Source organism: Maricaulis maris (assembly GCF_003634045.1).
In the GTDB taxonomy this organism is placed as follows: domain Bacteria; phylum Pseudomonadota; class Alphaproteobacteria; order Caulobacterales; family Maricaulaceae; genus Maricaulis; species Maricaulis maris.
The window spans coordinates 203,994-226,389 of the sequence record NZ_RBIM01000005.1; the positions used below are offsets into that span (position 1 = coordinate 203,994).

Sequence of the window (22,396 nt, forward strand, 5' to 3'; positions counted from 1 at the left end):
GAAAGGAGCACATCATGCTCTCCAAGATCGCCGGGTTCGAGATCCGCTATCAGATCTTCTCACCCGTATTCATCGCGGTTTTCGCGATCTTCTTCCTCCTCGTCTATGGCGGGGTCACCATTGACAACATCCAGATCGGTGGCGGCGGCGCGACCAATATCAACTCGCCGAACGCCCTGACCATCAACGTCCTGGTCTTTTCGCTCTTTGGTGGGCTGATTCCGGTCGCTTTCCTGTCGTCCGGCGTGATCCGGGACAAGAGCTTCAAGACTGAAGAGCTTTTCTTCTCACGGCCCATCAAGGAATTCGACTTTGTCCTCGGCCGTTTCATCGGCGGATTCCTGGCGACCGGCCTGTGCTTCGCCAGTGTGCCACTGGCATTCCTGGTCGGCTCGGTGATGCCGTGGCTGGACCAGGAGTTGATCGGTCCGACACGGTTGGGCTGGTTCGTCTACGTCTATCTGGCTTTCGGTCTGGTCAATATGTGGGTGGTCGGCACAATCCTCTTCACGGTCGCCAATTTCACCCGCTCAACCATGCTGGTCTGGGCCGGCTTTGTTGGCCTTCTGGTGCTCTACTTCGTCGGCTCTGCCATTGCCGGTCAGGAACCGGCCTTGCGCGAAACCCTCGCCCTGATCGATCCGTTCGGCTTCAACACTTTCGGTGAGGCGACCCGCTATTGGACGGCGTTCGAGCAGAACAGCCAGGTGGTCCCGTTCGAGGGCACCCTGTTGGCCAACCGCCTGCTCTGGATCGGTATTGGTCTGGCGCTGCTGGTTTTGAACCTGGTTACCTTCCGCTTCCGTCGCGGCAATGCCGGGGGCGGTGCCAAGCGCAAGTCGGCGGTCGCCGCCACCGGCGCCAATCATGCAATCATGGACATCAAACTGCCGCGGGCGACGCCGAATCTCGGCGGTTCAGCCGCGCGTCAGCAATTTGCGGCACGGGTCGGCTTCGAGGTGAAGGGTGTTGTGTTCAACATCGCCTTCTGGATCATCCTGGCGCTGGGCCTGTTCAATACGATCCCGGGGTTTTTCTTCGCCAACGGGATTTACGGGACCGACAACTTCCCCGTCACCCGCGTGATCATGAACACGATCAACGGGGCCTATTCGATCATCCCGCTGGTCATCGTGATCTATTATGCGGCCGAGCTGATGTGGCGCGAGCGCCGTTTCGGCTTCAACGAGATCACCGACTCGACGCCGACGGAGAGCTGGGTCTTCATCACCGCGAAATACGTTTCGATGGCGGTCGTGATCACCTCTCTGGCCGTGGTGGCCATCCTGGCGGGCATGCTGTCCCAGCTGATCATGGGCTATCCCGTTCTGGAGATCGGCCAGTACGCCATTCGTGGCGTGATGGAGCTGATCATCCCGTTTGTTCTGTTGTCAGCCTTGGCGATCTTCTTCCAGGTCGTGTTCAACAATCGCTGGCTCGGCATGGCGGCCATGCTGGTCTATTTCGTGGCATCTCTGGTGATGAGCCAGGTCGGTTTCGACCATAATCTCTACCAGTTCGGAGCCTCGCCGGGTGCGCCCTATTCCGATATGAACGGGTATGGCCATTTCCTCGGCATTTCGCTCTGGTTCACGGCCTATTGGGGCTTCTGGTCGCTGCTGCTGATGGTGTTTGCCTATCAGTTGTGGAGCCGGGGCGCACTCAGCTCGATCTGGCAGCGCATTGGCCGTCTGGTGTCGGGCTACTCGCCCGCCACAGGCCTGGTCGCCCTCATCGCCCTTGTCGGCGCCGTCGGCACCGGAGGCTGGATTTTCTACAATACCAACATCCTCAACACCTATATCTCGGGACCCGACCAGCGGGGCTTGGCGGCGGAGTATGAGCGTCAATATCTGCACCTGCAGGACGTGTTGCAGCCGACCATTGTCGAGACGGCGTATGACGTCGACATCTATCCGTCCGACCGCCGCTATACGGCCACCGGTCACTATGTACTGGAGAACAAGGAAGACACGGCGATCGACACGCTGTGGATTTCCTATGGACAGGGCACGACCATCGTCTCGCAGGAGATCGAAGGTGGTTCACTGGCGACGTCAGATGAAGGTTTTTACCTCTATTCCTTCGATCTCGGCACGCCGCTCGAGCCCGGTGAAACCCGGCGTTTCGACTTCACGGTCGAGCGCAACAATCCGGGCTTCCGCAATTCCGGTAATGTCGGGACGGTCAATCACAACGGCACCTTCTTCAACAATAGCGAGTCGATGCCGATCATCGGCTTCAACAGCAATTGGCGCCTCACCGACCGACAGCAACGCCGCCGCGAAGGGATGGAGCCGATCGAGCGCGCCTTCCCGCTCGAGGACGAAAGCCATTGGTATGAGAACGGGATCACCAATTCCGACTATGTGACCTTCCGCTCGGAAGTCTGCACGTCGGCGGGTCAGACCGCGATCGCACCGGGCTATCTGGAGCGCCAGTGGGACGAAACGGATGAAAGCGGTCGCGACCGCGCCTGCTTCGAATACGTCATGGATCGCCCGATCCTGAACTTTTATTCGTGGCTGTCGGCGGACTATGAGATGGCCGAACGCGAGACCGACGGCATTCTCTATCAGGTCTTCTACCATCCCGATCATGCCTGGAATGTGGAGCGGATGCTGGAAGCCGGTGAGGACTCGATCGGATATTTCTCCGAACATCTCTCGCCCTACCAGTATCGCCAGTACCGCATCCTGGAATTCCCGGCCTATGCGACATTCGCCCAGGCCTTCCCGAACACCATCCCGTTCTCGGAGGGCATCGGCTTCATCGCCGATCTCTCGGATCCGCAGGACATCGACTATGTCTACTACGTGACCGCCCACGAAGCGGCACACCAGTGGTGGGCGCACCAGGTCATGTCGGCGAATGTCCAGGGCGGCACGATGCTGATCGAGACTTTCGCCCAGTATTCGGCCCTGATGATCATGCGCCAGGAATATGGCGAGGATCACATGCGTCGTTTCCTGAAGTTCGAACTCGACAGCTATCTGTCGGGCCGGGGCTCCGAAGCGATCGAGGAGCAGCCGCTTTATCGGGTCGAGAACCAGCAATACATCCATTACCGCAAGGGCGCGGTGATCATGTATGCGCTGCAGGACTATATCGGCGAGGAGACCGTCAACCGGGCCATGCAACGCCTGATCGACGAACGGGCCTACTCGTCCGAGCCCTATGCGACGACGCTGGATTTCCTGCGCATCCTGCGCGAGGAGGCCGGTCCCGAGCATGAGGCCATGATCCATGACTTCTTCGAGCGTATCGTCCTGTTTGATCTCAATGTGACCTCGGCCACGGCGAGCGAGCGGACGGATGGTCGCTGGGACTTGGTGCTGGAGATCGAGGCTCATAAATACGAGGCTGATGGCGCTGGCGAGCAGACCGAGGAGGCCATCGACTATCAGATCGATATCGGCGTCTTCACGGAAAATCTCGATGATGCGTATGAGGGCACGGATCACGTGCTCTACATGGACAAGCACCGCATCAATGAGACCACGATGCGTATCGAGCTGATTGTGGACGAAGAGCCGCGCTATGCCGGCATCGACCCCTACAACAAGCTCATTGACCGCAATTCGGACGACAATCTGATGCCGGTCACGATTGAATAGGGTCGGCGAGCGTTGACGGAAAAGCCGGGCCTTCGGGTCCGGCTTTTTTGTGCACTGCCGGCAAGGTCACTCCAGCAGGACTTTCGGCACGCCATGGCCGCGATCACGCGTCAGGCTGCGCAGGAAGGAGGGGAAAACCTCCATCGCGTCACGTGCCGACAGCGAGCCGGGATCGCGATGCTGCCACCAGTAATCCCAATAGGAAGTCACATGGGTGAGCGCCGACAGGTCGCTGCCGAAATGGAAAAAATAGCCATCCGCCTTGAGCAGGAAATTACGGATGGTCGTGGCCTCGCCATTGGCACAAAAACGCTCGAACTCGTGATTGAAATCGTCGAGCACGGAGACCAGGGCAGCCCAGCGTTGCCGGGTTTCCGTGAGAATGTATCGGCGGATCTCGTTGATCTGCTGGCGCTCGTTTGCGGATGCGCCCCGGATGACCAGGTCATCCATGTCGATCACAAAGCGGCGCAGGCGATCGGTCACGTCGTTGAGCTTCCAGCGATAGTAAAGCACGCCCTTCCAGCCGAACATGCCCTTGACGAACTCGTCCCGGGTCATGCCCAGCGTCTGGCGCAGGGCGTTCATCTTCTCGGTTTCCTCGCCATTGATCAGCTCGATGGCGAATTTCAGTGCCCGCTCATCATCCTCGGCGAGGTTTTTTTGTCCGAAGGCCATAGCGACGACGCTGGCGATCTGGCGAGCGACATAGGCCTGCATGGCCTTGCGCTCTTTCGGGGCGATATCAAAATAGCGTGGATCGACCGGCCGTTCATGCTTGAGGAATCGGTCCGCAAGCAGAAATGGGTCGAAGGAGGGCAGGGCGGCGAGTTCCCGCAGACGGTCGATATCGGCATCAAGGCTGTCACCGCTTGATGATGCGAGATCGAGAAACTTGCGCAATTTGGGCAGGCCGCGACGCTCCTCGATGAACAGGGCGTGGCCCCCCATGCCGAGATCGTCAATGGATACCGGGATGATCAGCTTGGTGACCACCGCCAGTTCCGCCGGCAATATCGCCCGTTCGTGCGGACGAACCGTGTGCTTGATCAGGAAGGCGTGATTGAGCCGTCGATGCTGGAAAACCGGGCGTCGGTCAAAGTCGAAATCGTGTGCGTGCCGGCGGCTCGTCGACCAGAGATCGAAGATTCGGCTCGTCGTGCCGCCTTGCACCAGTCGTTTCAGATTAGAGTCCATTTCCGCCCTTGCCCGGCCCAAATCCGGTAAACCGGCACAATAGCCGTCATATCTCTCCAAACCGTAATGATCGTGCACGGACGAACAGTGGTCGCGGCGTGTGGATCGGTGACCGGATGGACGCGACACCGTCGGCGCCGGCGCTTCGAGGGATGGTGGCCCGGGTGTCAGGCGACACCGATCGCCTGCACGACAGGATGCGGGATCGGCGAGCGCGTCCGCCGTCGAGCGTCGTCAATCCGGGTTGCGCTACCCGGTGAGAAACGGGTCACGCTGGCGATGAAGTCCGAGAACAACATCATGGCTTCCCGGGCCTGCAGGAAGCCTTTCGAGTTCTGCTTGGCCCAATAGCTCCAATAGCCCGGCACATGGCTGACGGCGGAGAGGTCGCTGCCGACATCATAGAACAGGGTCGGGGCCTTCAACAGGAAGTTCCGGAACCCATTGACATCTTCGCCGCGGCAGAAGCGGCCGAAGACGTGTTCATATTCGTCCATTACCGAGGTCAGATTCTTCCAGCGGTGCCGGGTTTCCTCGATGATCGAGCGGCGCATGTGCTGCAACTCGTTATACTCGTGGTCCGACGCGCCGACGATGCTGACGGCCTTGAGCTGTGTGATGAAGGATTTGAGCGCACTGAGCGCTTCGCTCATGCACCAGCGATAATAGAGGACGCCCTTCCAGCCGAAAATGCCCGATTTGAACTCGATCTCGGTCATGTCGAGGGATTTGCGCAGGGCCTGCATGCGCCCGTCGAGATCGCCGGACAGGAGCTGGCGGGTGAACCGCATCGCGCGCTCATCGTCGCGCCCGCCATCCTCTTCGCCAAAGGCCAGGGCGACGACGGAGACGATTTGCTTGGCGACGGACTGCTCCATCCGTTCGACCTCGGCATCGGTGATGTTGAAGTAACAATCATCGATCGGGCGGACATGATCGCGGAAGCGTTCGGCCAGAAGAAACGGGTCGAAGGACGGCAGGGCCGCGAGTTCGCGCAGGCGGATCAGGTCGAGATCGAGCAGGTGGGGCTCGTCCTTGCGCTCGAACAGGGTCCGCATCTTGCCGGCAAAACCGATTTCTTCGACGAAGACGGCGTGCCCGCCCAGCGCCAGGTCATCATGGGCCAACGGCACGAGAACCTTGGTCACCACAGGCTGGTTCGACATCACATAGGGGCGTTCATGGGCCCGCACCGTGTGTTTGACTATGAAGCAGCGATTGAGCCGGCCATGCAGGAAAAATGGATTGTCGGCATGGGCGTCATACTCGCCATATCGACGGGCAATGGAATGCAGGTCGAGAATGCGTGACGTCGCACCGCCCTTGACGATGTTGCGCAGGTCAGACCGGACTGTTTCGCGGATACGGCTCATCGTCACCTCGCTGTCGGAATTCGAGGCTAGCCCAGCCGGATTTAAGGTTCGGTCTTTGCCGATGGCGGCATTCAAAACTCAATTGAATCGAATGCCGATTGATTAGGTTAACGTGACGCCGGCTTGAGCCAGGCGAACAGCAGGCCGGCGATCAATCCGCCTGCTGACAGCGTGACAAGTCCACCCAGTTCACGACTGGCGGCGATGGGTGTGATCGTCGAACCGAGAAGTTCGCGATAAACCAGCGTGATGCTGGTGATCATCACCATGACGGCCACTGCGCCGGCCAGTGAGAATCCGACCGGTCGCCAGATGCCGCCGCCCAACAGGGCGGCGATCCATCCGGCGGCCGGGAAGGCAATTGAAAACCCGACAAGCAGGAGCGCAAGCAGGGTCGGTGCAAAGCCCTGCAGGTCGCGCAGGCTGGCATCGAGACGAACCGCAAACGGAATCTCGGCGCCGATCCGGGCCAGGGCCTGCAGATCGACATGAGTGTTGGCGATGCTGACCAGCACGGTTCCGACCAGCACGGCCAGGAGATGGATCGCGATCATTCGCAACAAGGTCATGCCAGCCTGTCTCCCGGACACTCTACAGCCGGCTGCAGAGCCTATAGTGTGGCGCTCAAGGCGACAATTCGGGAGTTGGACATGCGGTCAATCATATCGGTGATCATTGCGGGCATGCTGATGACGTCGGCGGCATCGGCACAGACCCTGGAGACCCGGGTTTCGGGGCTTGAATATCCGTGGAGCCTGGCCTTCCTGCCCGATGGCCGCATGCTGGTCACCGAGAAACCCGGCCGCTTGCGCATTGTTGACGAGACCGGTCTGGTGGCCACCCCGGTGGGGGGCGTGCCGGACGTGTTGTGGTCGGGCCAGGGCGGGCTTCTGGACGTCGCCCTGTCGCCCGGTTTCGAGACCGATCACCTGGTTTATCTGAGCTGGAGCGGTGGCAGCGTCGACGACAATACGCTCTATCTCGGGCGTGGTCGGCTGCAGGGCGGCACGTTGGTCGACTTCGAAATCGTGTTTGAAGCCATGCCGCACCGCCGGACCGATGTGCATTATGGTGGCCGCATCGCCATGATCCCGGCGGAGGCAGACGCGCCGCCGAGCCTGCTCATCGGCATCGGTGATGGTTTCGATTATCGCGAGGAAGCCCAGAATCCGGACACGCATTTCGGCACGTTCGTGCATCTCTTGCTGGACGGCCAACCGGTGCAGCGCACCTTCGAACAGGCAGCGCCCGGCGTGATCTCGATCGGTCACCGCAATCCGCAGGCGGTGGTCCATGATGCGGTCAACCGGGTCATCTATAGCCATGAGCACGGGCCACGCGGCGGTGACGAGATCAATATCCTGGAGGCATCCAGCAATTATGGCTGGCCGATCACCAGTCACGGCATCGACTATACCGGCGCATTGGTCACGCCGTTCGAGGCTTATGCCGGCATGGCCGAGCCGCTGCACGTCTGGGTGCCCTCGATCGCGCCGTCCGGCATGGCGCTTTATCAGGGCGAGATGTTTCCGGAATGGCACGGCGATCTGCTGGTCGCTGCCCTTATCCCTGGCGATGCCGGTGTGCCGTCAGGCCATGTCCGCCGGGTCGATCTGGACGATGGCGACGTGGTCGGCGAGGAGATCCTGTTCGGCGAGGTCGGTGCGCGGATCCGCGATGTCCGGGTCGGGCCGGATGGCGCGGTCTGGCTGTTGACGGACGAGGCCGATGGTCGCCTGATCCGTGTCAGCCGGGACTGATCATTCGGCCGGTTGGGCGTCGCCATTCTCGTCAGCGCTGGCATCGCGGCGTTCAAAGCCCAGCCAGCGGGCCAACCGTGACGGCGCGCCGAGCAGGACCGGGGTGAGGAGCAGGGTGAGCAGGGTTGAAAAACCCAGTCCCCACACCACCGCCGCCGACAACTGAACCCACCACTCACTGGCCGGACCGCCGATGGACAGGGTTCCGTGCGCGAAATCGGCATTGATCTGGAACACCATTGGCAACAGACCGAAAATCGTCGTGATCGTGGTCAGCATGACCGGACGCAGGCGCTGGGCCGCGGTGCGGACAATCGCCTCATCAACCGGCATGCCCAGACCGCGCAGGCGCTGGAAAGTGTCGATCAGGACGATATTGTTGTTCACCACAATGCCGGCCAGCGTCACCACCCCCGTTCCCAAGAACAGGATGGAGATATAGGGGAAGGTCAGCATCACACCGAGCAACACGCCGACGACCGACAGGACAACCGCCTGCAGCGTCAGCACGACATGCCAGAAATTATTGAACTGCCACAGCAGGATGACCGCCATCATGAAGAGCGAGGCCAGCATCGCGCCGCCGAAAAAGGCGCCGGCTTCGGCATTTTCTTCGTCGGCGCCGAGATAATTCACCTCGACCGAGCGGGGGATGCTGCCGTCGGCGACACGCTCATTGATCCAGCCGCGCAGCTCGGTCAGCAGGATATTGCCGGCATAACCCTCGGCGGCGTTGGCGCGCACGATCAGAACCCGCTTGCCGTCGCGGCGTGAGATTGAGTCAACGCGCTGACGGGCTTCGCGGGTGACGAAATTCGAGATCGGAACGGCACCGGTCGCGGTGTTCACGCGCAGGTCGTCGAGACGCGAGATATCGCGGTCGGCGGCCGGGAAGCGGACCCGGATATCGACTTCTTCATCGGCGTCATCGGGGCGATAGCGGCCGACGAGCGTGCCCGTGGTGACCAGCTGCACGGCGGCGCCCAGCTGGGTCACGTCGGCACCATAGCGACCGGCCTCTTCGCGATCGACATCAAGCCGCCATTCCACGCCCGGCAGCGGCAGTGTGTCGTCAATGTCGGCCAGCCCGTCCATCTGGTCGAGATATCCGCGGACCAGACGCGTCGCGGCCTCCAGCGCCGGGGCGTCATTCGAGCGCAGTTCAATCTGGATGTCCTTGCCGACCGGCGGCCCCTGTTGGAAGGGGCGCACCTCGATGATGACACCGGGAATGCCGGTCATGGCGTCGCGGATGCGGCGCTCGATGAGGCGACCATTGGGGCGCTGCCCGAACGGTTCGAACTCCACGAAGATGCGCGCAACACTGTCGGCGGGCGCGGCCCCGACCCCGTCGAAAGGCGAGGCGCCGGGCGGTGTGCCGGCGACGGTGTAATAGCCTTTGATGCCCTCAATCCCGGCCAGCCGGGTCTCGGCTTCCAGGGCCAGTTCATACTGTTCGGTCGGCGACATGTTGCCGCGGGCGCGGACGAAGACGTAGAGCTGCTCCGGTTCCGCATCGAGGAAAAACTCGGTGCGCATGTTGGATGCGGTCGCGCCGAAACTCATCACGACACTGACGACGATCACCAGGGCCGCGACCGAGACCATGGCCGGTCGCTTGACCAGCCGGGCGATGGTGCGGGCATAGGCGCCGGTCAGGCCGGGCAGGTCGGTGGGATCACTGTCTTCCTGGGCGTTGAGATGGGCGACCGCGCTGTCGGGATCGACCACGCCGCCCTTGCGACCAAAGACCGAACCCAGGGTCGGCAGGAAGATCAGCGCCATGACCAGGGCAGACGTCAACACGAAGATCAGGGTCATCGGCAAGAAGGCCATGTATTGGCCGGGAATGGAATTCCAGAACAGGAAGGGCACAAAGGCGGCCAGCGTCGTGCCGGTCGACGACACGATCGGCCAGAACATGCGCTTGCCGGCGCTGGCATAGGCCTGTTTGCGGGTCTCGCCCTCGGCCAGTTTGCGGTCGGCATATTCGACCACGACGATGGCCCCGTCGACCAGCAGGCCGACGGCCAGGACCATCGCGAACATGACCATGAAATTGACGGTCAGCCCGTACAGGTCGAGGAGCAGGAAGGAGAACAGGAAGCTCGACGGGATCGCGATGCCGACCAGCAGGGCCGAGCGCAGGCCGAGGGCGGCGACCACGATGATCAGGACCAGGATGATGGCCAGCATGATCGAGGAGGTCAGGCTCTGCAGGCTGTCGCGGACATAGGTCGACAGGTCGAGCGAGAAATCATGCCGGATGGTTTCCGGCCAGGTCTCGGCAATCCCGTTGGTCAGCGCCCGCACGGCCGCTGCTGTCTCCATGATGTTCTCACCCGAACGGCGCACGACCTGCAGCGTATAGGCGGGCGCGCCGTTATAGCGGGCGAAACTGTCGGCATCCTTGAAGGTGCGGCGAACCGTGGCGACATCCTGCAGGGTGACGACCGTGTCGCCGGAGCGGGTCAGCGGCAGATTGAGGGCGTCGTCGGCCTCCTCGAACAGGCCGGGAACCTTGACCTGGAAACGGGCTTCACCGCTGTCGAGCGAGCCGGCGGCGATCAGGCGATTATTGGACTGAACGGCGTTGAACAGCTGCGCATAGGTGACGCCATAGGTTTCCAGCCGGGCCGGGTCGATGACGATTTCCAGCACTTCCTCGCGCAGGCCCTGAATGTCGACCTGGAGGATTTGCGGCAGGGCCTCAAGCTCGTCCTCAAGCATGCGGGCGGTGCGATAGAGAGCCCGTTCCGGCGCTTCGCCATAGATTTGTACGGCGATGGTCGGTGCGAGGGCGGAGTTGAATTCCTGGATGACCGGTTCGCGCACATCCTCGGGATATTCCCGACGCGCCATGTCGACCGCCTCGCGGACATCGAGGACCGACTGGTCGGCATCGAAGGGAACATCGAACTCGGCGACGAGTGTGCCGGCGCCGAGCGCAGCCGTTCCGTTCAGTTCTTCCAGCCCTTCAATGGCGCGCATCTCGGTCTCGGTCGGGCGCACGATCAGGCGCTCGGCGTCTTCCGGCGAGATGCCATCCAGCGGAACCGCGACGATGACGAAGGGGAAGGGGATGTCCGGATCGGCTTCGCGCGGCAGGGTGATAAAGGCCAACAGGCCGGCGAGCAGCGCGCACACGAAGATCGCCAGGATCATGCGCGCCCGGCCGATCGCGAAGTCGACAATGCCGGTCAACGGCCTGCACCCTCCGGCCGCACCTCGACCCGGGTGCCATCGGACACGAAGTCCTGGCCCAGCACGATGACGTCCGCCGTCTCCGGCAGACCGCTGATCCAGACTTGCTCACCATCATCGCTCAAGAGCTCGATCGGCAGGAAGCGGACCGTGTCACCATCCTCGATGATGCGAACACCCAGATCACCGTTGGAGTCGAGCGCCAGGATGGAGGCGGGCACGCGGTGCGCCGGTTCCGGTGCCAGGTTGAGGCGAATTTCGGCGGTCACACCCGAGCGGATCGCGCCGTCCGGATTGGGCACTTCCAGTTCGACGCGGAAGGTGCGGGTTGCTGGATTGGCGCGTCGTTCGACGAAGCGGATAGTGCCGTCAACCTGTTGCCCGCTGAGCAGGCGCGCGGTGCCGGGCATGCCCGGTTGCAGCGAGCCGACATCGCGTTCGGCCACTTCGGCGATGATCAGGATCGGATCGAGCTGCAGCACCGTGCCGCAAGCGTCGCCGGTGCGCAGGAAGTCGCCGATCTCGGCGTCGCGGCCATCGAAATATCCGTCGAAGGGGACGCGCAGTTCGATATTGGCCAATTCCTCGCGGGCGGCCCGCAGCTGCGCCCGGGCGGCATCGCGAACGGCTTCCGCCGCGGCGACCTGGTTGGCCGAGCGGTGGCCACGGGCCAGCAGTTCGGCGGCGGCATCATATTCCAGCTGCCGGGTGCGCAGTTCGGCTTCCGCCTGATCGACGGCGGCGCCGCGGGCATCGACATCAAGCCGACACACCACATCGCCGGCCGAGACCGGGCTGCCTTCCAGAATGGGTGCTTCAACGACACGGCCACCGGTTTCAGCCCGCACGGTGACGGCGCGGATCGCTTCGGTCCGCCCACGCAGGCGCAATTCCGCTGGCCGCGGTGCTGCCGTGACGGTGCGGGTGACGACTTCGAACAGGGGCTGGTCACCGGCCGACGCATCGCTTTCGGTGACCGCATCACTGCGGAAGACAGTGCCAAGGGTAAAAAGCAGGACAACCGCGACAAAGATGCCTGCCGCAGAGAGGTAGGAGGTATTCAACTTCATGGCCAAAATGTTCTCGTCGGGTGTCGCTCGACGCGGCGCCGATCCGGCGAACGCCGTTTACCCACCAGAGATACCTCCCATCCCGTTTTGTGGCGAGAAGAAATCCGCGACAAATTTGTCGCGCCCTTCCGCTCGTTTGATTGTCAGGCGACCTGACCGGCACACCAGCCGGACGACCATGCCCATTGAAAGTTGTATCCGCCAAGCCAACCCGTTACGTCAACAACTTCTCCGATGAAAAACAGCCCGGGCGCGGTGCGGGCTTGAAGGGTCCGGCTGTCCAGCGATGCGGTGTCGACGCCGCCCAGCGTGACCTCGGCCGTGCGATAACCTTCCGACCCCGTCGGGGTGAGCGGCCAGGCGGCCAGACGGTCGGTGAAAGCCTGCAGTTTCTTGTCCGACTGGTCGGCGAGATTGCCGGCCAGGCCGGCCTCCTCAACCAGCATCTGGGCGAGGCGTTTGGGTATGTGTTCGGCCAGCGCGGTCTGTATTGCCTGGCGGCCATTGTGCTGACGGGCGGCGCGCAGCAGGGCGAAGAAATCCAGATCGGGCCGGATATGCAGCCGGATTTCCTCGCCTTCCCGCCAGTATGAGGAAATCTGCAGGATGGCCGGGCCGGACAGGCCGCGATGGGTGAACAGCATCGCCTCTTCAAAACGGGTTTTGCCGTGACAGGCCGCGCCGTCGACGGCAACCCCGGCAAGCGGCTTGAAACGGGTCAGCGTGTCGGGATCGAAAGTCAGCGGCACGAGGCCGGGCCGGGTCTCGACCAGGCCAAGGCCGAACTGGCGGGCGACCTCATAGCCAAAGCCCGTGGCGCCCATTTTCGGGATCGATTTGCCACCCGAGGCGATGACAAGGGAGGCCGTATCCAGTGTCGATCCGTCAGACAGTGTGACGGCAAAGCCCTCGCCCTTGCGCTCGACGCCGGTCACCGATGTCGAAAGGCGCAGCTCGCCACCCGCCTTGCGAAGATCGGACAGCAGGGCGGCGATGATGTCCTTGGCGGAATGGTCGCAGAAGAGCTGGCCCAGCGTCTTTTCATGCCAGGCAATGCCATGGCGATTGACCCAGTCGATGAAATCCCACTGGGTGTAGCGCTTCAGCGCTGACTTGGCGAAATGCCGGTTCTGCGACAGGAAATTTTCCGGCGTGGCGTGCATATTGGTGAAATTGCAGCGCCCGCCGCCGGAGATGCGGATCTTCTCGCCCGGCGCCTTGGCGTGCTCGATCAGCGTGACCGAGCGCCCGCGCTTGCCCGCCTCGATGGCGCACATCAGACCGGCGGCGCCGGCGCCAATGATGACGACATCACGGGGTGGCATGGCTCAGCCGGTGACCCGGTCGAGCCAGTCGGCAAAGGCGTCGATCTGGGCGTCGCGGCCGATCTCGTTCATCGTTTCGTGGCGGAAATTCTTGAGCACTTCCAGGCGAACATCGGTCAGCCCGGCCTTCTTCAGGCGTTTGGCCAGGGCCTGCATCGATTTGCCACCCTCGGTCGCCGGGTCTTTCGAGCCGGCTATCAGGTGCATCGGCAGGGCCTTGGGCAGGGCGGCCAGCTTGCTGTCATCCTCGGCATGGGCGACGCCTGTGAGAAAATCGCGCCACAGGGAGACCGTCGAGGGCCATCCGCTCAGCGGATCATTGACGTAGGCATCGACCTCATCGGTATCGCGCGACAGCCAGTCGGCATCGCTGCGGCCTTCCGGGAAGCGCTTGTTCCAGGCCTTGAAGGTGAGCGTGTCCAGCGTGTGGCTGGTCGCCAGCTTGCCGCCGCCGAACAGGGCTTCAAAGAAGAGCACCAAGCGCATCACGCCCTTCAACGGGCCGAGCGCCATATTGCCGTTCCAGATCGCCGCCGCCGTGACGCTGTCGGGCGCGCGAAGAATGTGATTGAAGGCGATCACCGAGCCCATGGAATGGCCGAAAATCACCAGCGGCAGGCCCGGCCAGCGACGCCGGGCCTCGGTGTGGACGGCGGCGACGTCCTGCATCAACTTGTCCCAGCCATTCTCGTCGGCAAAGCGCCGTGGCCCGCCGTCGCTGGATGTCGTCGCGCCATGACCGCGATGGTCCTGGGCGATGACGTGATAGCCGCGTCCCGCCAGCTGCGCCGCCATGCGGGCATAGCGTCCGGCATGTTCGGCGAGGCCGTGATTGATGTGGACGATGCCGCGCGGTGTGGCGGTCGCATCGTGGGTATGGATCGCCAGATCGGCCCCGCTGGGGCTGGCCAACCGTTCGAGCCGGAATTCAGTGTCGCTCATGCATCCTCCCGTTTGGTCATGAACCTAGCGCGTTTTCTCCGGCGCCGTCAGGGCTATAGTCACAGTCGCAATCGGGGAGGATGGCGATGTTTTCCAAACGCAAGGCACTGCTGGCGATCGATCAGGGCACGACCAGTTCGCGGGCGGTGATCTTCAAGCCGGATGGCGATGTCGTGGCCACCGCCCAGCGTGAATTCCAGCAAATCTATCCCAAGCCGGGCTGGGTCGAGCATGACCCCGACGTGATCTGGGCCACCGTCCGGGCCACCGCCCGTGAAGCCCTGGCGGCGGCCGACAAGGCCGGTGTCCGCGCCGAAGCGATCGGCATCACCAATCAGCGCGAGACGACCCTGGTCTGGGATCGCGCGACGGGTGAAGCGATCCACAATGCCATTGTCTGGCAGGACCGGCGCACCGCCGAGCGCTGCGCGGCGCTGCGGGCTGAAGGTCATGAGGCGATGGTCACGCAAAAGACCGGCCTTGTTCTCGACCCCTATTTCTCGGCCACCAAGATCGCTTGGATACTTGATCGTGTCGACGGCGCCCGGGCTCGCGCCGAGGCGGGCGAGCTGGCTTTCGGCACGGTCGACAGCTGGTTGATCTGGAAGCTCACCGGTGGCGCCGTCCATGCCACCGATGCGACCAATGCCAGCCGCACGGCGCTCTATGACATTACCGCCAATCGCTGGGATGAAGACCTCTGCGCCCTGTTCGATGTGCCGCCTGCCCTGTTGCCCGAGGTGCGCGACAGCGCGGGTGATTTCGGGGTGGCGGACAAGTCGGTATTGGGACAGGCGCTGCCGATCACCGGGGTTGCTGGCGACCAGCAGGCGGCGGCCATCGGTCAGGTCTGCCTGGCGCCCGGTGAGATGAAATCAACCTATGGCACCGGCGCTTTCGTGTTGATCAATACCGGCGACAAGCCGGTCCGCTCCGGCAAGAAACTCCTGGCCACGATCGCCTATCGCATCGGCGGAAAGACGACCTATGCCCTGGAAGGTTCGGTGCTGTCGGCGGGCGCCACGGTGCAATGGCTGCGTGATGGTCTCGGCCTGATCGCCAAGTCGTCGGAGATCGAGGCACTGGCCCTGAGTGCCGATCCCGATAGCGGCGTTTATCTGGTGCCGGCTTTCACTGGTCTTGGGGCGCCCTATTGGGATGCCGAGGCCCGCGGCGCGCTGGTCGGGCTGACCCGGGGCTCGGGCCGGGCCGAAATTGCCCGGGCGGCGCTCGACAGTTCGGTGCATCAGACTTGCGACCTGCTCGATGCGATGGCGGCCGATGGTGTTGAAGCGCTCAGCCTGCGGGTCGATGGCGGTATGGCGGCCAATGACGCGTTTCTGCAACGCCTCGCCGACCTGACCGGGATCGAGGCGGTGCGGCCGGTCAGCATTGAGGCGACCGCCTGGGGCGCGGCCTTCCTGGCGGGCCTGGGCTGCGGCATGTTTTCCTCACTCGAGGATGGTCGCAAGCTGTGGGCGGCCGACCGCCGCTTTGCTCCGGAGACGGACGAGGACCGGCGGAGGGCAGACCGCAAGGGCTGGCATGAGGCCGTGGCCCGGGTCCGCTCCGACGCTGTGTGACAGGTCAGGCCGATAGCGCCCGGTCGAGATCGGCGATCTGGTCGGCCGGACTTTCCAGCCCGATCGAGAGCCGGATCAGGCTGTCGGCGACACCGGCTTCGGCCCGGGCTTCCGGTGACATCGAGGCATGGGTCATCAGGGCCGGAATGCAGCACAGGCTTTCCACCCCGCCCAGCGACTGGGCCAGCGTGAAAATCTCCAGCGACGAGACGACGTCGCGCGGAGCGGGCGCGCCCTTGGCCAGTTCGAGGCTGATCAGCTGGCCGAACCCGTCCTGCTGGCGCAGGGCGAGGGCGTGGCCGGGGTGGCTTTCCAGTCCGGGATAATCGACCCGGGCGACGCGCGGATCGGCGTCCAGCCATCTGGCGACCTGAAGCGCGCTCTCGCACTGGGCCTTGGCCCGCAGCGGCAGGGTGCGCAGGCCTCGCAGGGCGAGATAGCTGTCGAAGGCGGCGGCGCCCGTGCCGACGCAATTGGCCCACCAGGTCAGCTCGGCGACCCGTTCCGGATCGGCGCAGCACACCACGCCACCCACCATGTCGGAATGGCCGTTGAGGAGTTTGGTCACCGATTGCACGGAATAGTCCGCGCCCCAGTCGAGTGGCCGCTGCAGGACTGGCGACATCACCGTATTATCGACGGCCAGCTCGGTGCCGGCATTGCGGGCCAGGCGCACCAGGCCCTTGATGTCGGTGATGCGCAGGCGGGGATTGGACGGGGTCTCGGCGATGATCAGGGCGGCGTCCTCGTTGAGGGCGTCGGCGACCTTGTCGAGATCGGTGGTGTCGACATAGACCGGCACCAGACGACCGCCGCGACCGCGGGCATCGAGCAGGCGCCGTGTGCCGCCATAGGCGTCGTGCGAACAGATCACCCGGGCGCCATGTGGCAGGTCGTGCAGCAAGAGGTCGATCGCTGCCATGCCTGATCCGGTGACGATGGCCCCGGCGGCGTTTTCCAGCTCGGCGATGGCGTCGGCCAGCAGTGAACGGCCCGGATTGGCGGTACGGGCATAGTCGAAGGCCGGCTGGATCGCCGGGTCCTCGCGCCGATAGGCGGTCGACAGCGACAGCGGCGGGATGACGGCGTTCCAGCTCCGGTCGGTGTTCAGACCGGCCCGGATGGCCTTGGTGCGTTGATCGCTCGACATGTCAGCTCCCGAAAATCTCGTCCAGTGTGGCGCCGATGATAGCGTCTTCCTTGAGGAAGGCGTCATGGCCAAAGACAGAGCTGAGCGTGATCAGCCGGCTCCGCGGTGTCCGCTTGGCGGCGTCGGCAATCTGGTCGGCGGGCACAAGCCGGTCCTCAAGCGCTGCGATGTAGGTCACCCGGCATTTCAGACCGCCGACCTCGACCCGGTGTTCGTCCATCGACCGTGACAGGGCAAGGAAACGTTGCGGGTCGACCGTGTCGGCCCAGGCTTCGCCACGCGCCGCCAGATAGGTGGCGACACCGCCGGCATCGCGGCTGTCCGGATCAGGATCGGCGAAGCGGGCCTCGAATTCGTCCGGTGTGCGATAGGTCGTCATGGCGAGGCGGCGGGCCAGGTCGAGTCCGGCCTTGCCATCGCCCAGGCGCAGCGCCATTTCGACCGTGTCGCGCTGGATCGAACGCCAGGCCTTGGCCATCTCGCTCGAGCGGTCGGCGGCCGAGATCACCACCAGTTCGCGCACCCGCTCCGGGGCCAATTCGGCCAGCGCCAGCCCGATCATGCCGCCATAGGAGGAACCGACAATCGCCAGGTCGCGAATATCGGCCGCGTCGGCCAGGGCGAGAATGGCGCGGGCCTGGTCCTGTGTGGTCGGGAAGGGATGGATGTCGGCGCCGATGAAATCAAAGGACAGGATGCGATGGCGATTGGTATCGATCGGCTTGCCGGGGCCGGCCTGTTGACGCCACCAGCCTTCGCCCTCGACCGTGTCGGAGACATGGCGGTCAGACGAGATGCCGCCGAGGACCAGCACGGCCGGTGCGCCGTCCGGGCCGGTGATGCGTCCTGTGATGCGGACCGGGGAACCGGTCGCGGTCAGGGCGATGGTCGAGATGTCGCGACATCGCAAGGCGGGTGGATGTTCCAAGGTCACGCTCATCGCGTCCCGACCCTGTCCAGCAGCGCCCGGACATCTGACAGCACCGAGCCGGCGGTCGGTGCCTGGCCGGCACCCTTGCCATTGAGCACGATGGTGGTGCCGCTGGCGCAGCGGATTTCGACGGCGTTTTCCTCATTTTCGACCCGCGCCAACGGGTGGTCTTCCGGCAGGGCGATCAGGCGGACACTGGCGCTGACCCCGTCCTCGCCGGCGACCAGTTCAGCGAGCTGGCGATAACGCAGCCCGTGTTCGCGGGCCCCCAGTATCTGGCCGACCGAGAGGTCGAACAGGCTGTCGGCCGGGATGGTATGGGCGTCCGGCGCGATATCGAAGGCGGTGCGGGCGATCAGGGCCAGCTTTGCGGCGGCGTCCAGCCCGTCCAGATCGGCGCTGGGGTCTTCCTCGGCAAAACCGGCGGCCTGGGCGGCGGTTATGGCGTCGTCAAAGCCGATGCCGTTTTCCAGCAGGCCGAGTACAAAATTGGAGGTGCCATTCAACACGCCGCGAACCCGGGTGATGGTCTCGCCGGCAGCTTTCAGGCGGGCGACGGTCTCCAGCACCGGCACGCCACCGCCAACCGCGGCGGAATAGGCAAAGCCGGTGCCGGCGCGGCGGGCGCGGGCTTCAAGGTCCGGGCGGCGGGCGATGACAGCCTTGTTGGCAGAGATGACATGGATGCCGCGTTCGACCGCGAGGGCCAACGCTTTCTCGGCAGCGGCGCAATCGGGAAGGCCGTCAATGACCAGGTCCGGCCCGGTATCGAAAGCGGCGGCGAGATCGGTCAGCCAAGCATAACGCTCATCGCCCCTGCGGCGTGGCTTGCGGGTGACGATGGCGGCGATCTCGACCTGGGCTTCCATGGCTTCCAGCCCGGCCAGGACACCGGCATTGACCGTGCCGCAGCCCAGCAGGACCACGCGCAAGCGTGGTGTCAGAGCCGTCGCCGGCATTGTGTGAAGGGGGTAATCAAGCGCCGCAACCAGGGACATCGAACCACAATCCGTCTGGGCGGATAGCGCGGCACGCCGATTGCGGGATGCTGCCGAGGCGAAAATATGCGTGGCGTTTGCCGGGCCTCGTCTGATCCGCTTTAGCCGCACTTTTTCCGCGCCCGCAAGCTAGACATCAAATCGGCGCGACTTCACGTATAAAGATATGTTTATATGTGTCAAGGGCGAGCTTGCATGGAGGCCGCCGCCTACCGCCTTCCCGCCCGACTGGCGGCGCGGATGCGCCAGAGTGGAAAGCCCGGTCCGGCCGGCGGGAAGGCGGTCTGTTTGACGGTCTCCTTTCCTGGATTTGAGTGATCGACAGGCCGGCCCGCGCCACGGCGCTTACGCCTGGCGGTTCGGGCAGTTGAGGGGTGCGAGGTGCCTTGCCGGTGCCTTGCTATGTAAGTTTTGTGTGTGGCGCCGGGGGCACCTCGCACACGGAGATTTGGTCAGGGCCGTTACCGGCCCCGTCTCGAAACCGACAGGAACAAACGGTCGAGCTTTGTGCCGCCGTCCTGCCGATGGCCACGCCGGGTTGGTCTGGCGGTGTTTCCAGGCAACCGGACGAGCTCCGTACTCCCAACGCCCCCGGATCACCAATCCGGGCCTCGAGTGACGCGGGACAACGGGGATTATCCGCCAGGTTTGACGGGCGGGGATAAGTTTTTTGAAATTTCCCGCCCCACACACCGTCATCCCGGCGCAAGCCGGGACCCAGTCTGCGAGACAAGCTATTGCCATGCTTGGCGAAAACGCGTGTGCGAGACTGGGTCCTGACTTCCGTCAGGATGACGGTTTTTGAAGCGCAGGGCGGGGATAAACGCCCACTTTTCTTCCCCACGTGTGGGGAAGGAGGGTCGATGGCGCCGAGCGAGTCTTATCCTGGTGTCATCCCGGACGCAGGCCCGGCCCCGAGCCGGGCGGAGATCCGGGACCCATTATCGCGAAAGCTGGCAGAACCGGGCTGATGGGTCCCGGGTCTTCGCCCTGATCAAGTCAGGGCTCCGCCCGGGATGACAAGCACGTGGGTGTCGGCGGGCCTGTCCGCGCCGTCAGCGCCGGATTCTGCCAAGCCCCGACCCTTCACAAACCAAAGCACATTTCTCCCGGCCGCAGCCCCGCAAAAGCGGGGCGGAGAGCCGGGACCAACCAATCTGTCCTGCAAGCGATGAGTCTCCCGTCGGTCCCGGATGGCGCGGCGCGCCTCCGGGAAAAATGCAAGGTGAGGGAAAACAACGTCCTGCCCCCGCTTGCGGGGGAAGGTGCCCCGGATCAAATCCGGGGCGGAAGGGGAAACGCGTCAGTGTCCCGCCGCCCATCACGGGCGAGGACCTCAAGACTAGGTCGACACAAACGCCTTCTCGACCACGAAATCCGCCGGGGCTGCATTTGAGCCTTCGATGAAATTGCGGTCGAGGCAGATTTGTTTGACGTCTTTCAGCAGGCCTTCCGAGCCGCAGATCATGACGCGGTCGACAGCTGGGTCGAGGGGCGGGACGCCGAGGCGGTCGAAGAGTTCGCCGCTTTCGATCATGTCGGTGACGCGGCCTTTCACCGGGCCGTCCTCGCGGGTGACCGAGGTGAAGTGGACCAGCTTCTCGCGGGCAAATTCGCCGATCAGCTCGTCATCCTTGACCGCTTCGACCAGCTCGACGCCATAGGTCAGCTCGGCGGACTGGCGGCAGGTATGAGTGAGGATGACCTCGTCGAATTTCTCATAGGTCTCGGGATCGCGGATCAGGCTGGCGAAGGGCGCGATGCCGGTGCCGGTCGAGATCATGTAGAGGCGTTTGCCGGGCTTCAAGGCATCGAGCACCAGCGTGCCGACCGGTTTGCGGCCCAAGAGGACTTCATCGCCGGCCTTGATGTGCTGCAGGCGCGAGGTCAGCGGCCCGTCCGGCACCTTGATCGAGTAGAAATCGAGCGCCTCATCCCAGAACGGGCTGGCGACGGAATAGGCGCGCAGCAGCGGTTTGCCGTCCTCCTTGGGCAGGCCGATCATGATGAATTCGCCCGAGCGGAAGCGGAACGTATCCGGCCGCGTGATGCGGAAATGGAAAAGCTGGTCGGTGTAATGGCTCACCGACAGCACCGTCTCAACCGTATAGGGGCCGGGCTTGGCGGAGATCGCATTCTTCGGGGCAGGCGCGGTCGCGGTCATGGTCATCGTCTCGTACTCGGTTTTGTCGGTGAGGTCTGTCTGGCTCAGCGGTCAGGCCGTCACGCGCGGCGCTTCGGTATCGGCCCAGGGCGGAACAGGCAAGCCCCGCGAGGACAGGAAGTCCGGGTTGAACAGCTTGCCAGCATAGCGCGCGCCGCTGTCGCACAACATGGTCACGATGGTCTTGCCGGGACCGAGATCGCGGGCCAGGCGGATGGCACCGGCGATATTGATACCGGCCGAACCGCCCAGGGACAGGCCCTCGGTCTTCACCAGATCAAACAGGATGGGCAGCATTTCCGCGTCCTCGACCCGGTAGACATGGTCGACCTCAAGGCCTTCCAGATTGCCGGTGATGCGGTTGACGCCGATGCCCTCGGTGATCGAGGAGCCCTCGCCCTTCAGCTCGCCCTTGGTGTAGTAATTATAGAGCGCGGCGCCGGCCGGATCAGCGGCGCCAATGGCGATGTCGGGCCTTTGGGCGCGGAGGGCCTCGGCAACGCCGGCCAATGTGCCGCCGGAGCCGACGGCACAGATGAAACCGTCAATATTGCCGCCGGTCTGATCCCAGATTTCCGGGCCGGTGGTCAGCTTGTGGGCGCGCTTGTTGGCCAGATTGTCGAACTGGTTGGCCCAGATCGCCCCGTTTGGCTGGCTCTCATTGAGTTCTTCGGCCAAGCGGCGCGAATAATGGACGAAATGGTTCGGGCTGGAGAAGGGGGCGGCATCGACTTCGATCAGACGGGCGCCGAAGGAGCGGATTGCGGCCTTCTTTTCTTCCGACTGGGTGCGCGGCATGACGATGATGACGTCATAGCCCAGCGCGCCGCCGACCAGGGCGAGACCGATTCCGGTATTGCCGGCCGTGCCCTCGACGATGGTGCCGCCCGGTCTCAGCGAGCCGTCAGCCTCCGCCTCGCGCACGATATTGAGCGCGGCGCGGTCCTTCACGGAGCCGCCCGGATTGAGGAATTCGGCCTTGCCGAGGATTTCGCAGCCGGTCGCGTCGGACGGGCCGTCGAGCCGGATCAGCGGCGTATTGCCGATCAGGTCGAGCACATGTTTGGCAGACACGGGCGGTG

At 63.7% G+C, this 22,396-nt stretch carries 15 protein-coding genes; 3 read left to right on the forward strand and 12 right to left on the reverse strand.

Translation table 11 applies throughout. From position 1 onward, the window contains the following. Positions 1–14: 14 nt before the first annotated feature. On the forward strand, positions 15–3,617 hold the full coding sequence (locus C7435_RS11740; RefSeq protein WP_121211689.1) for an ABC transporter permease/M1 family aminopeptidase: 3,603 nt from the start codon (positions 15–17) through the stop codon (positions 3,615–3,617). A 66-nt stretch (positions 3,618–3,683) separates the two neighbouring features. Here the strand turns inward: C7435_RS11740 and C7435_RS11745 are convergent, their stop codons facing one another. From C7435_RS11745 to C7435_RS11755, 3 genes are all read right to left on the reverse strand, one after another. Further along, positions 3,684–4,814 carry a hypothetical protein gene (locus C7435_RS11745; protein ID WP_147422685.1) on the reverse strand — a complete coding sequence of 377 codons (1,131 nt, stop codon included), beginning with the start codon at positions 4,812–4,814 and terminating at the stop codon, positions 3,684–3,686. 167 nt (positions 4,815–4,981) lie between these two features. Next, positions 4,982–6,187, reverse strand: coding sequence for a hypothetical protein (locus C7435_RS11750; protein ID WP_121211692.1), 1,206 nt, complete (start codon positions 6,185–6,187; stop codon positions 4,982–4,984). Positions 6,188–6,294: 107 nt separating this feature from the next. Continuing rightward, positions 6,295–6,756 carry a hypothetical protein gene (locus C7435_RS11755; RefSeq protein WP_147422686.1) on the reverse strand — a complete coding sequence of 154 codons (462 nt, stop codon included), beginning with the start codon at positions 6,754–6,756 and terminating at the stop codon, positions 6,295–6,297. An 81-nt stretch (positions 6,757–6,837) separates the two neighbouring features. On the opposite strand from C7435_RS11755, the gene C7435_RS11760 reads away from it, so the two are divergent. Then, on the forward strand, positions 6,838–7,947 hold the full coding sequence (locus C7435_RS11760) for a PQQ-dependent sugar dehydrogenase (protein WP_121211695.1): 1,110 nt from the start codon (positions 6,838–6,840) through the stop codon (positions 7,945–7,947). Here the strand turns inward: C7435_RS11760 and C7435_RS11765 are convergent, their stop codons facing one another. The 4 genes from C7435_RS11765 to C7435_RS11780 all read right to left on the reverse strand — a co-directional run bounded on the left by C7435_RS11765 (position 7,948) and on the right by C7435_RS11780 (position 14,488). Continuing rightward, positions 7,948–11,151, reverse strand: a complete 3,204-nt coding sequence (locus tag C7435_RS11765) for an efflux RND transporter permease subunit (protein WP_121211697.1) — start codon at positions 11,149–11,151, stop codon at positions 7,948–7,950. It lies immediately after the preceding gene. Beyond that, positions 11,148–12,221 carry an efflux RND transporter periplasmic adaptor subunit gene (locus C7435_RS11770; RefSeq protein WP_121211698.1) on the reverse strand — a complete coding sequence of 358 codons (1,074 nt, stop codon included), beginning with the start codon at positions 12,219–12,221 and terminating at the stop codon, positions 11,148–11,150. Before C7435_RS11770 ends, C7435_RS11765 begins: the two co-directional genes overlap by 4 nt. Before the next feature lie 143 nt (positions 12,222–12,364). Continuing rightward, positions 12,365–13,546 carry a BaiN/RdsA family NAD(P)/FAD-dependent oxidoreductase gene (locus tag C7435_RS11775; protein WP_121211700.1) on the reverse strand — a complete coding sequence of 394 codons (1,182 nt, stop codon included), beginning with the start codon at positions 13,544–13,546 and terminating at the stop codon, positions 12,365–12,367. Positions 13,547–13,549: 3 nt separating this feature from the next. Further along, the gene (locus C7435_RS11780) at positions 13,550–14,488 is read right to left on the reverse strand and encodes an alpha/beta fold hydrolase (protein WP_121211702.1); all 939 of its coding nucleotides are present in this window, start codon (positions 14,486–14,488) and stop codon (positions 13,550–13,552) included. Between the two features lie 86 nt (positions 14,489–14,574). Here C7435_RS11780 and glpK point away from each other — a divergent pair, with 86 nt between their 5' ends. After that, positions 14,575–16,071: a glycerol kinase GlpK gene (gene glpK, locus C7435_RS11785; RefSeq protein WP_121211883.1), complete on the forward strand. Its 1,497-nt coding sequence runs from the start codon at positions 14,575–14,577 to the stop codon at positions 16,069–16,071. A gap of 4 nt (positions 16,072–16,075) precedes the next feature. On the opposite strand, the gene C7435_RS11790 is transcribed toward glpK, so the two are convergent. From C7435_RS11790 to C7435_RS11810, 5 genes are all read right to left on the reverse strand, one after another. After that, a complete protein-coding gene (locus tag C7435_RS11790; RefSeq protein ID WP_075191340.1) occupies positions 16,076–17,221 on the reverse strand; it encodes a trans-sulfuration enzyme family protein in 1,146 nt (381 codons plus the stop codon). A 1-nt stretch (position 17,222) separates the two neighbouring features. Further along, entirely contained in the window at positions 17,223–18,161 is a 939-nt protein-coding gene (gene metX / locus C7435_RS11795; RefSeq protein ID WP_121211704.1) for a homoserine O-succinyltransferase MetX, read from the reverse strand. Beyond that, positions 18,158–19,150, reverse strand: coding sequence for a homoserine dehydrogenase family protein (locus tag C7435_RS11800; protein WP_121211706.1), 993 nt, complete (start codon positions 19,148–19,150; stop codon positions 18,158–18,160). The genes metX and C7435_RS11800 overlap by 4 nt, the downstream gene beginning before the upstream one ends. A gap of 1,342 nt (positions 19,151–20,492) precedes the next feature. Beyond that, positions 20,493–21,320: a ferredoxin--NADP reductase gene (locus C7435_RS11805; protein ID WP_121211708.1), complete on the reverse strand. Its 828-nt coding sequence runs from the start codon at positions 21,318–21,320 to the stop codon at positions 20,493–20,495. A gap of 45 nt (positions 21,321–21,365) precedes the next feature. Continuing rightward, positions 21,366–22,388: a cysteine synthase A gene (locus C7435_RS11810; protein ID WP_121211710.1), complete on the reverse strand. Its 1,023-nt coding sequence runs from the start codon at positions 22,386–22,388 to the stop codon at positions 21,366–21,368. Positions 22,389–22,396: the final 8 nt, after the last annotated feature.

Excerpts from the sequence above, each read along its gene's own strand:
- C7435_RS11745 (WP_147422685.1), bottom strand. The coding sequence starts at position 4,814 with ATGGACTCTAATCTGAAACGACTGGTGCAAGGCGGCACGACGAGCCGA.
- C7435_RS11750 (WP_121211692.1), bottom strand. The coding sequence starts at position 6,187 with ATGAGCCGTATCCGCGAAACAGTCCGGTCTGACCTGCGCAACATCGTC.
- C7435_RS11755 (WP_147422686.1), bottom strand. The coding sequence starts at position 6,756 with ATGACCTTGTTGCGAATGATCGCGATCCATCTCCTGGCCGTGCTGGTC.
- metX (WP_121211704.1), bottom strand. The coding sequence starts at position 18,161 with ATGAGCGTGACCTTGGAACATCCACCCGCCTTGCGATGTCGCGACATC.
- C7435_RS11760 (WP_121211695.1), top strand. The coding sequence starts at position 6,838 with ATGCGGTCAATCATATCGGTGATCATTGCGGGCATGCTGATGACGTCG.
- C7435_RS11805 (WP_121211708.1), bottom strand. The coding sequence starts at position 21,320 with ATGACCATGACCGCGACCGCGCCTGCCCCGAAGAATGCGATCTCCGCC.
- C7435_RS11800 (WP_121211706.1), bottom strand. The coding sequence starts at position 19,150 with ATGTCCCTGGTTGCGGCGCTTGATTACCCCCTTCACACAATGCCGGCG.
- C7435_RS11790 (WP_075191340.1), bottom strand. The coding sequence starts at position 17,221 with ATGTCGAGCGATCAACGCACCAAGGCCATCCGGGCCGGTCTGAACACC.
- C7435_RS11770 (WP_121211698.1), bottom strand. The coding sequence starts at position 12,221 with ATGAAGTTGAATACCTCCTACCTCTCTGCGGCAGGCATCTTTGTCGCG.
- C7435_RS11775 (WP_121211700.1), bottom strand. The coding sequence starts at position 13,546 with ATGCCACCCCGTGATGTCGTCATCATTGGCGCCGGCGCCGCCGGTCTG.
- glpK (WP_121211883.1), top strand. The coding sequence starts at position 14,575 with ATGTTTTCCAAACGCAAGGCACTGCTGGCGATCGATCAGGGCACGACC.
- C7435_RS11740 (WP_121211689.1), top strand. The coding sequence starts at position 15 with ATGCTCTCCAAGATCGCCGGGTTCGAGATCCGCTATCAGATCTTCTCA.
- C7435_RS11780 (WP_121211702.1), bottom strand. The coding sequence starts at position 14,488 with ATGAGCGACACTGAATTCCGGCTCGAACGGTTGGCCAGCCCCAGCGGG.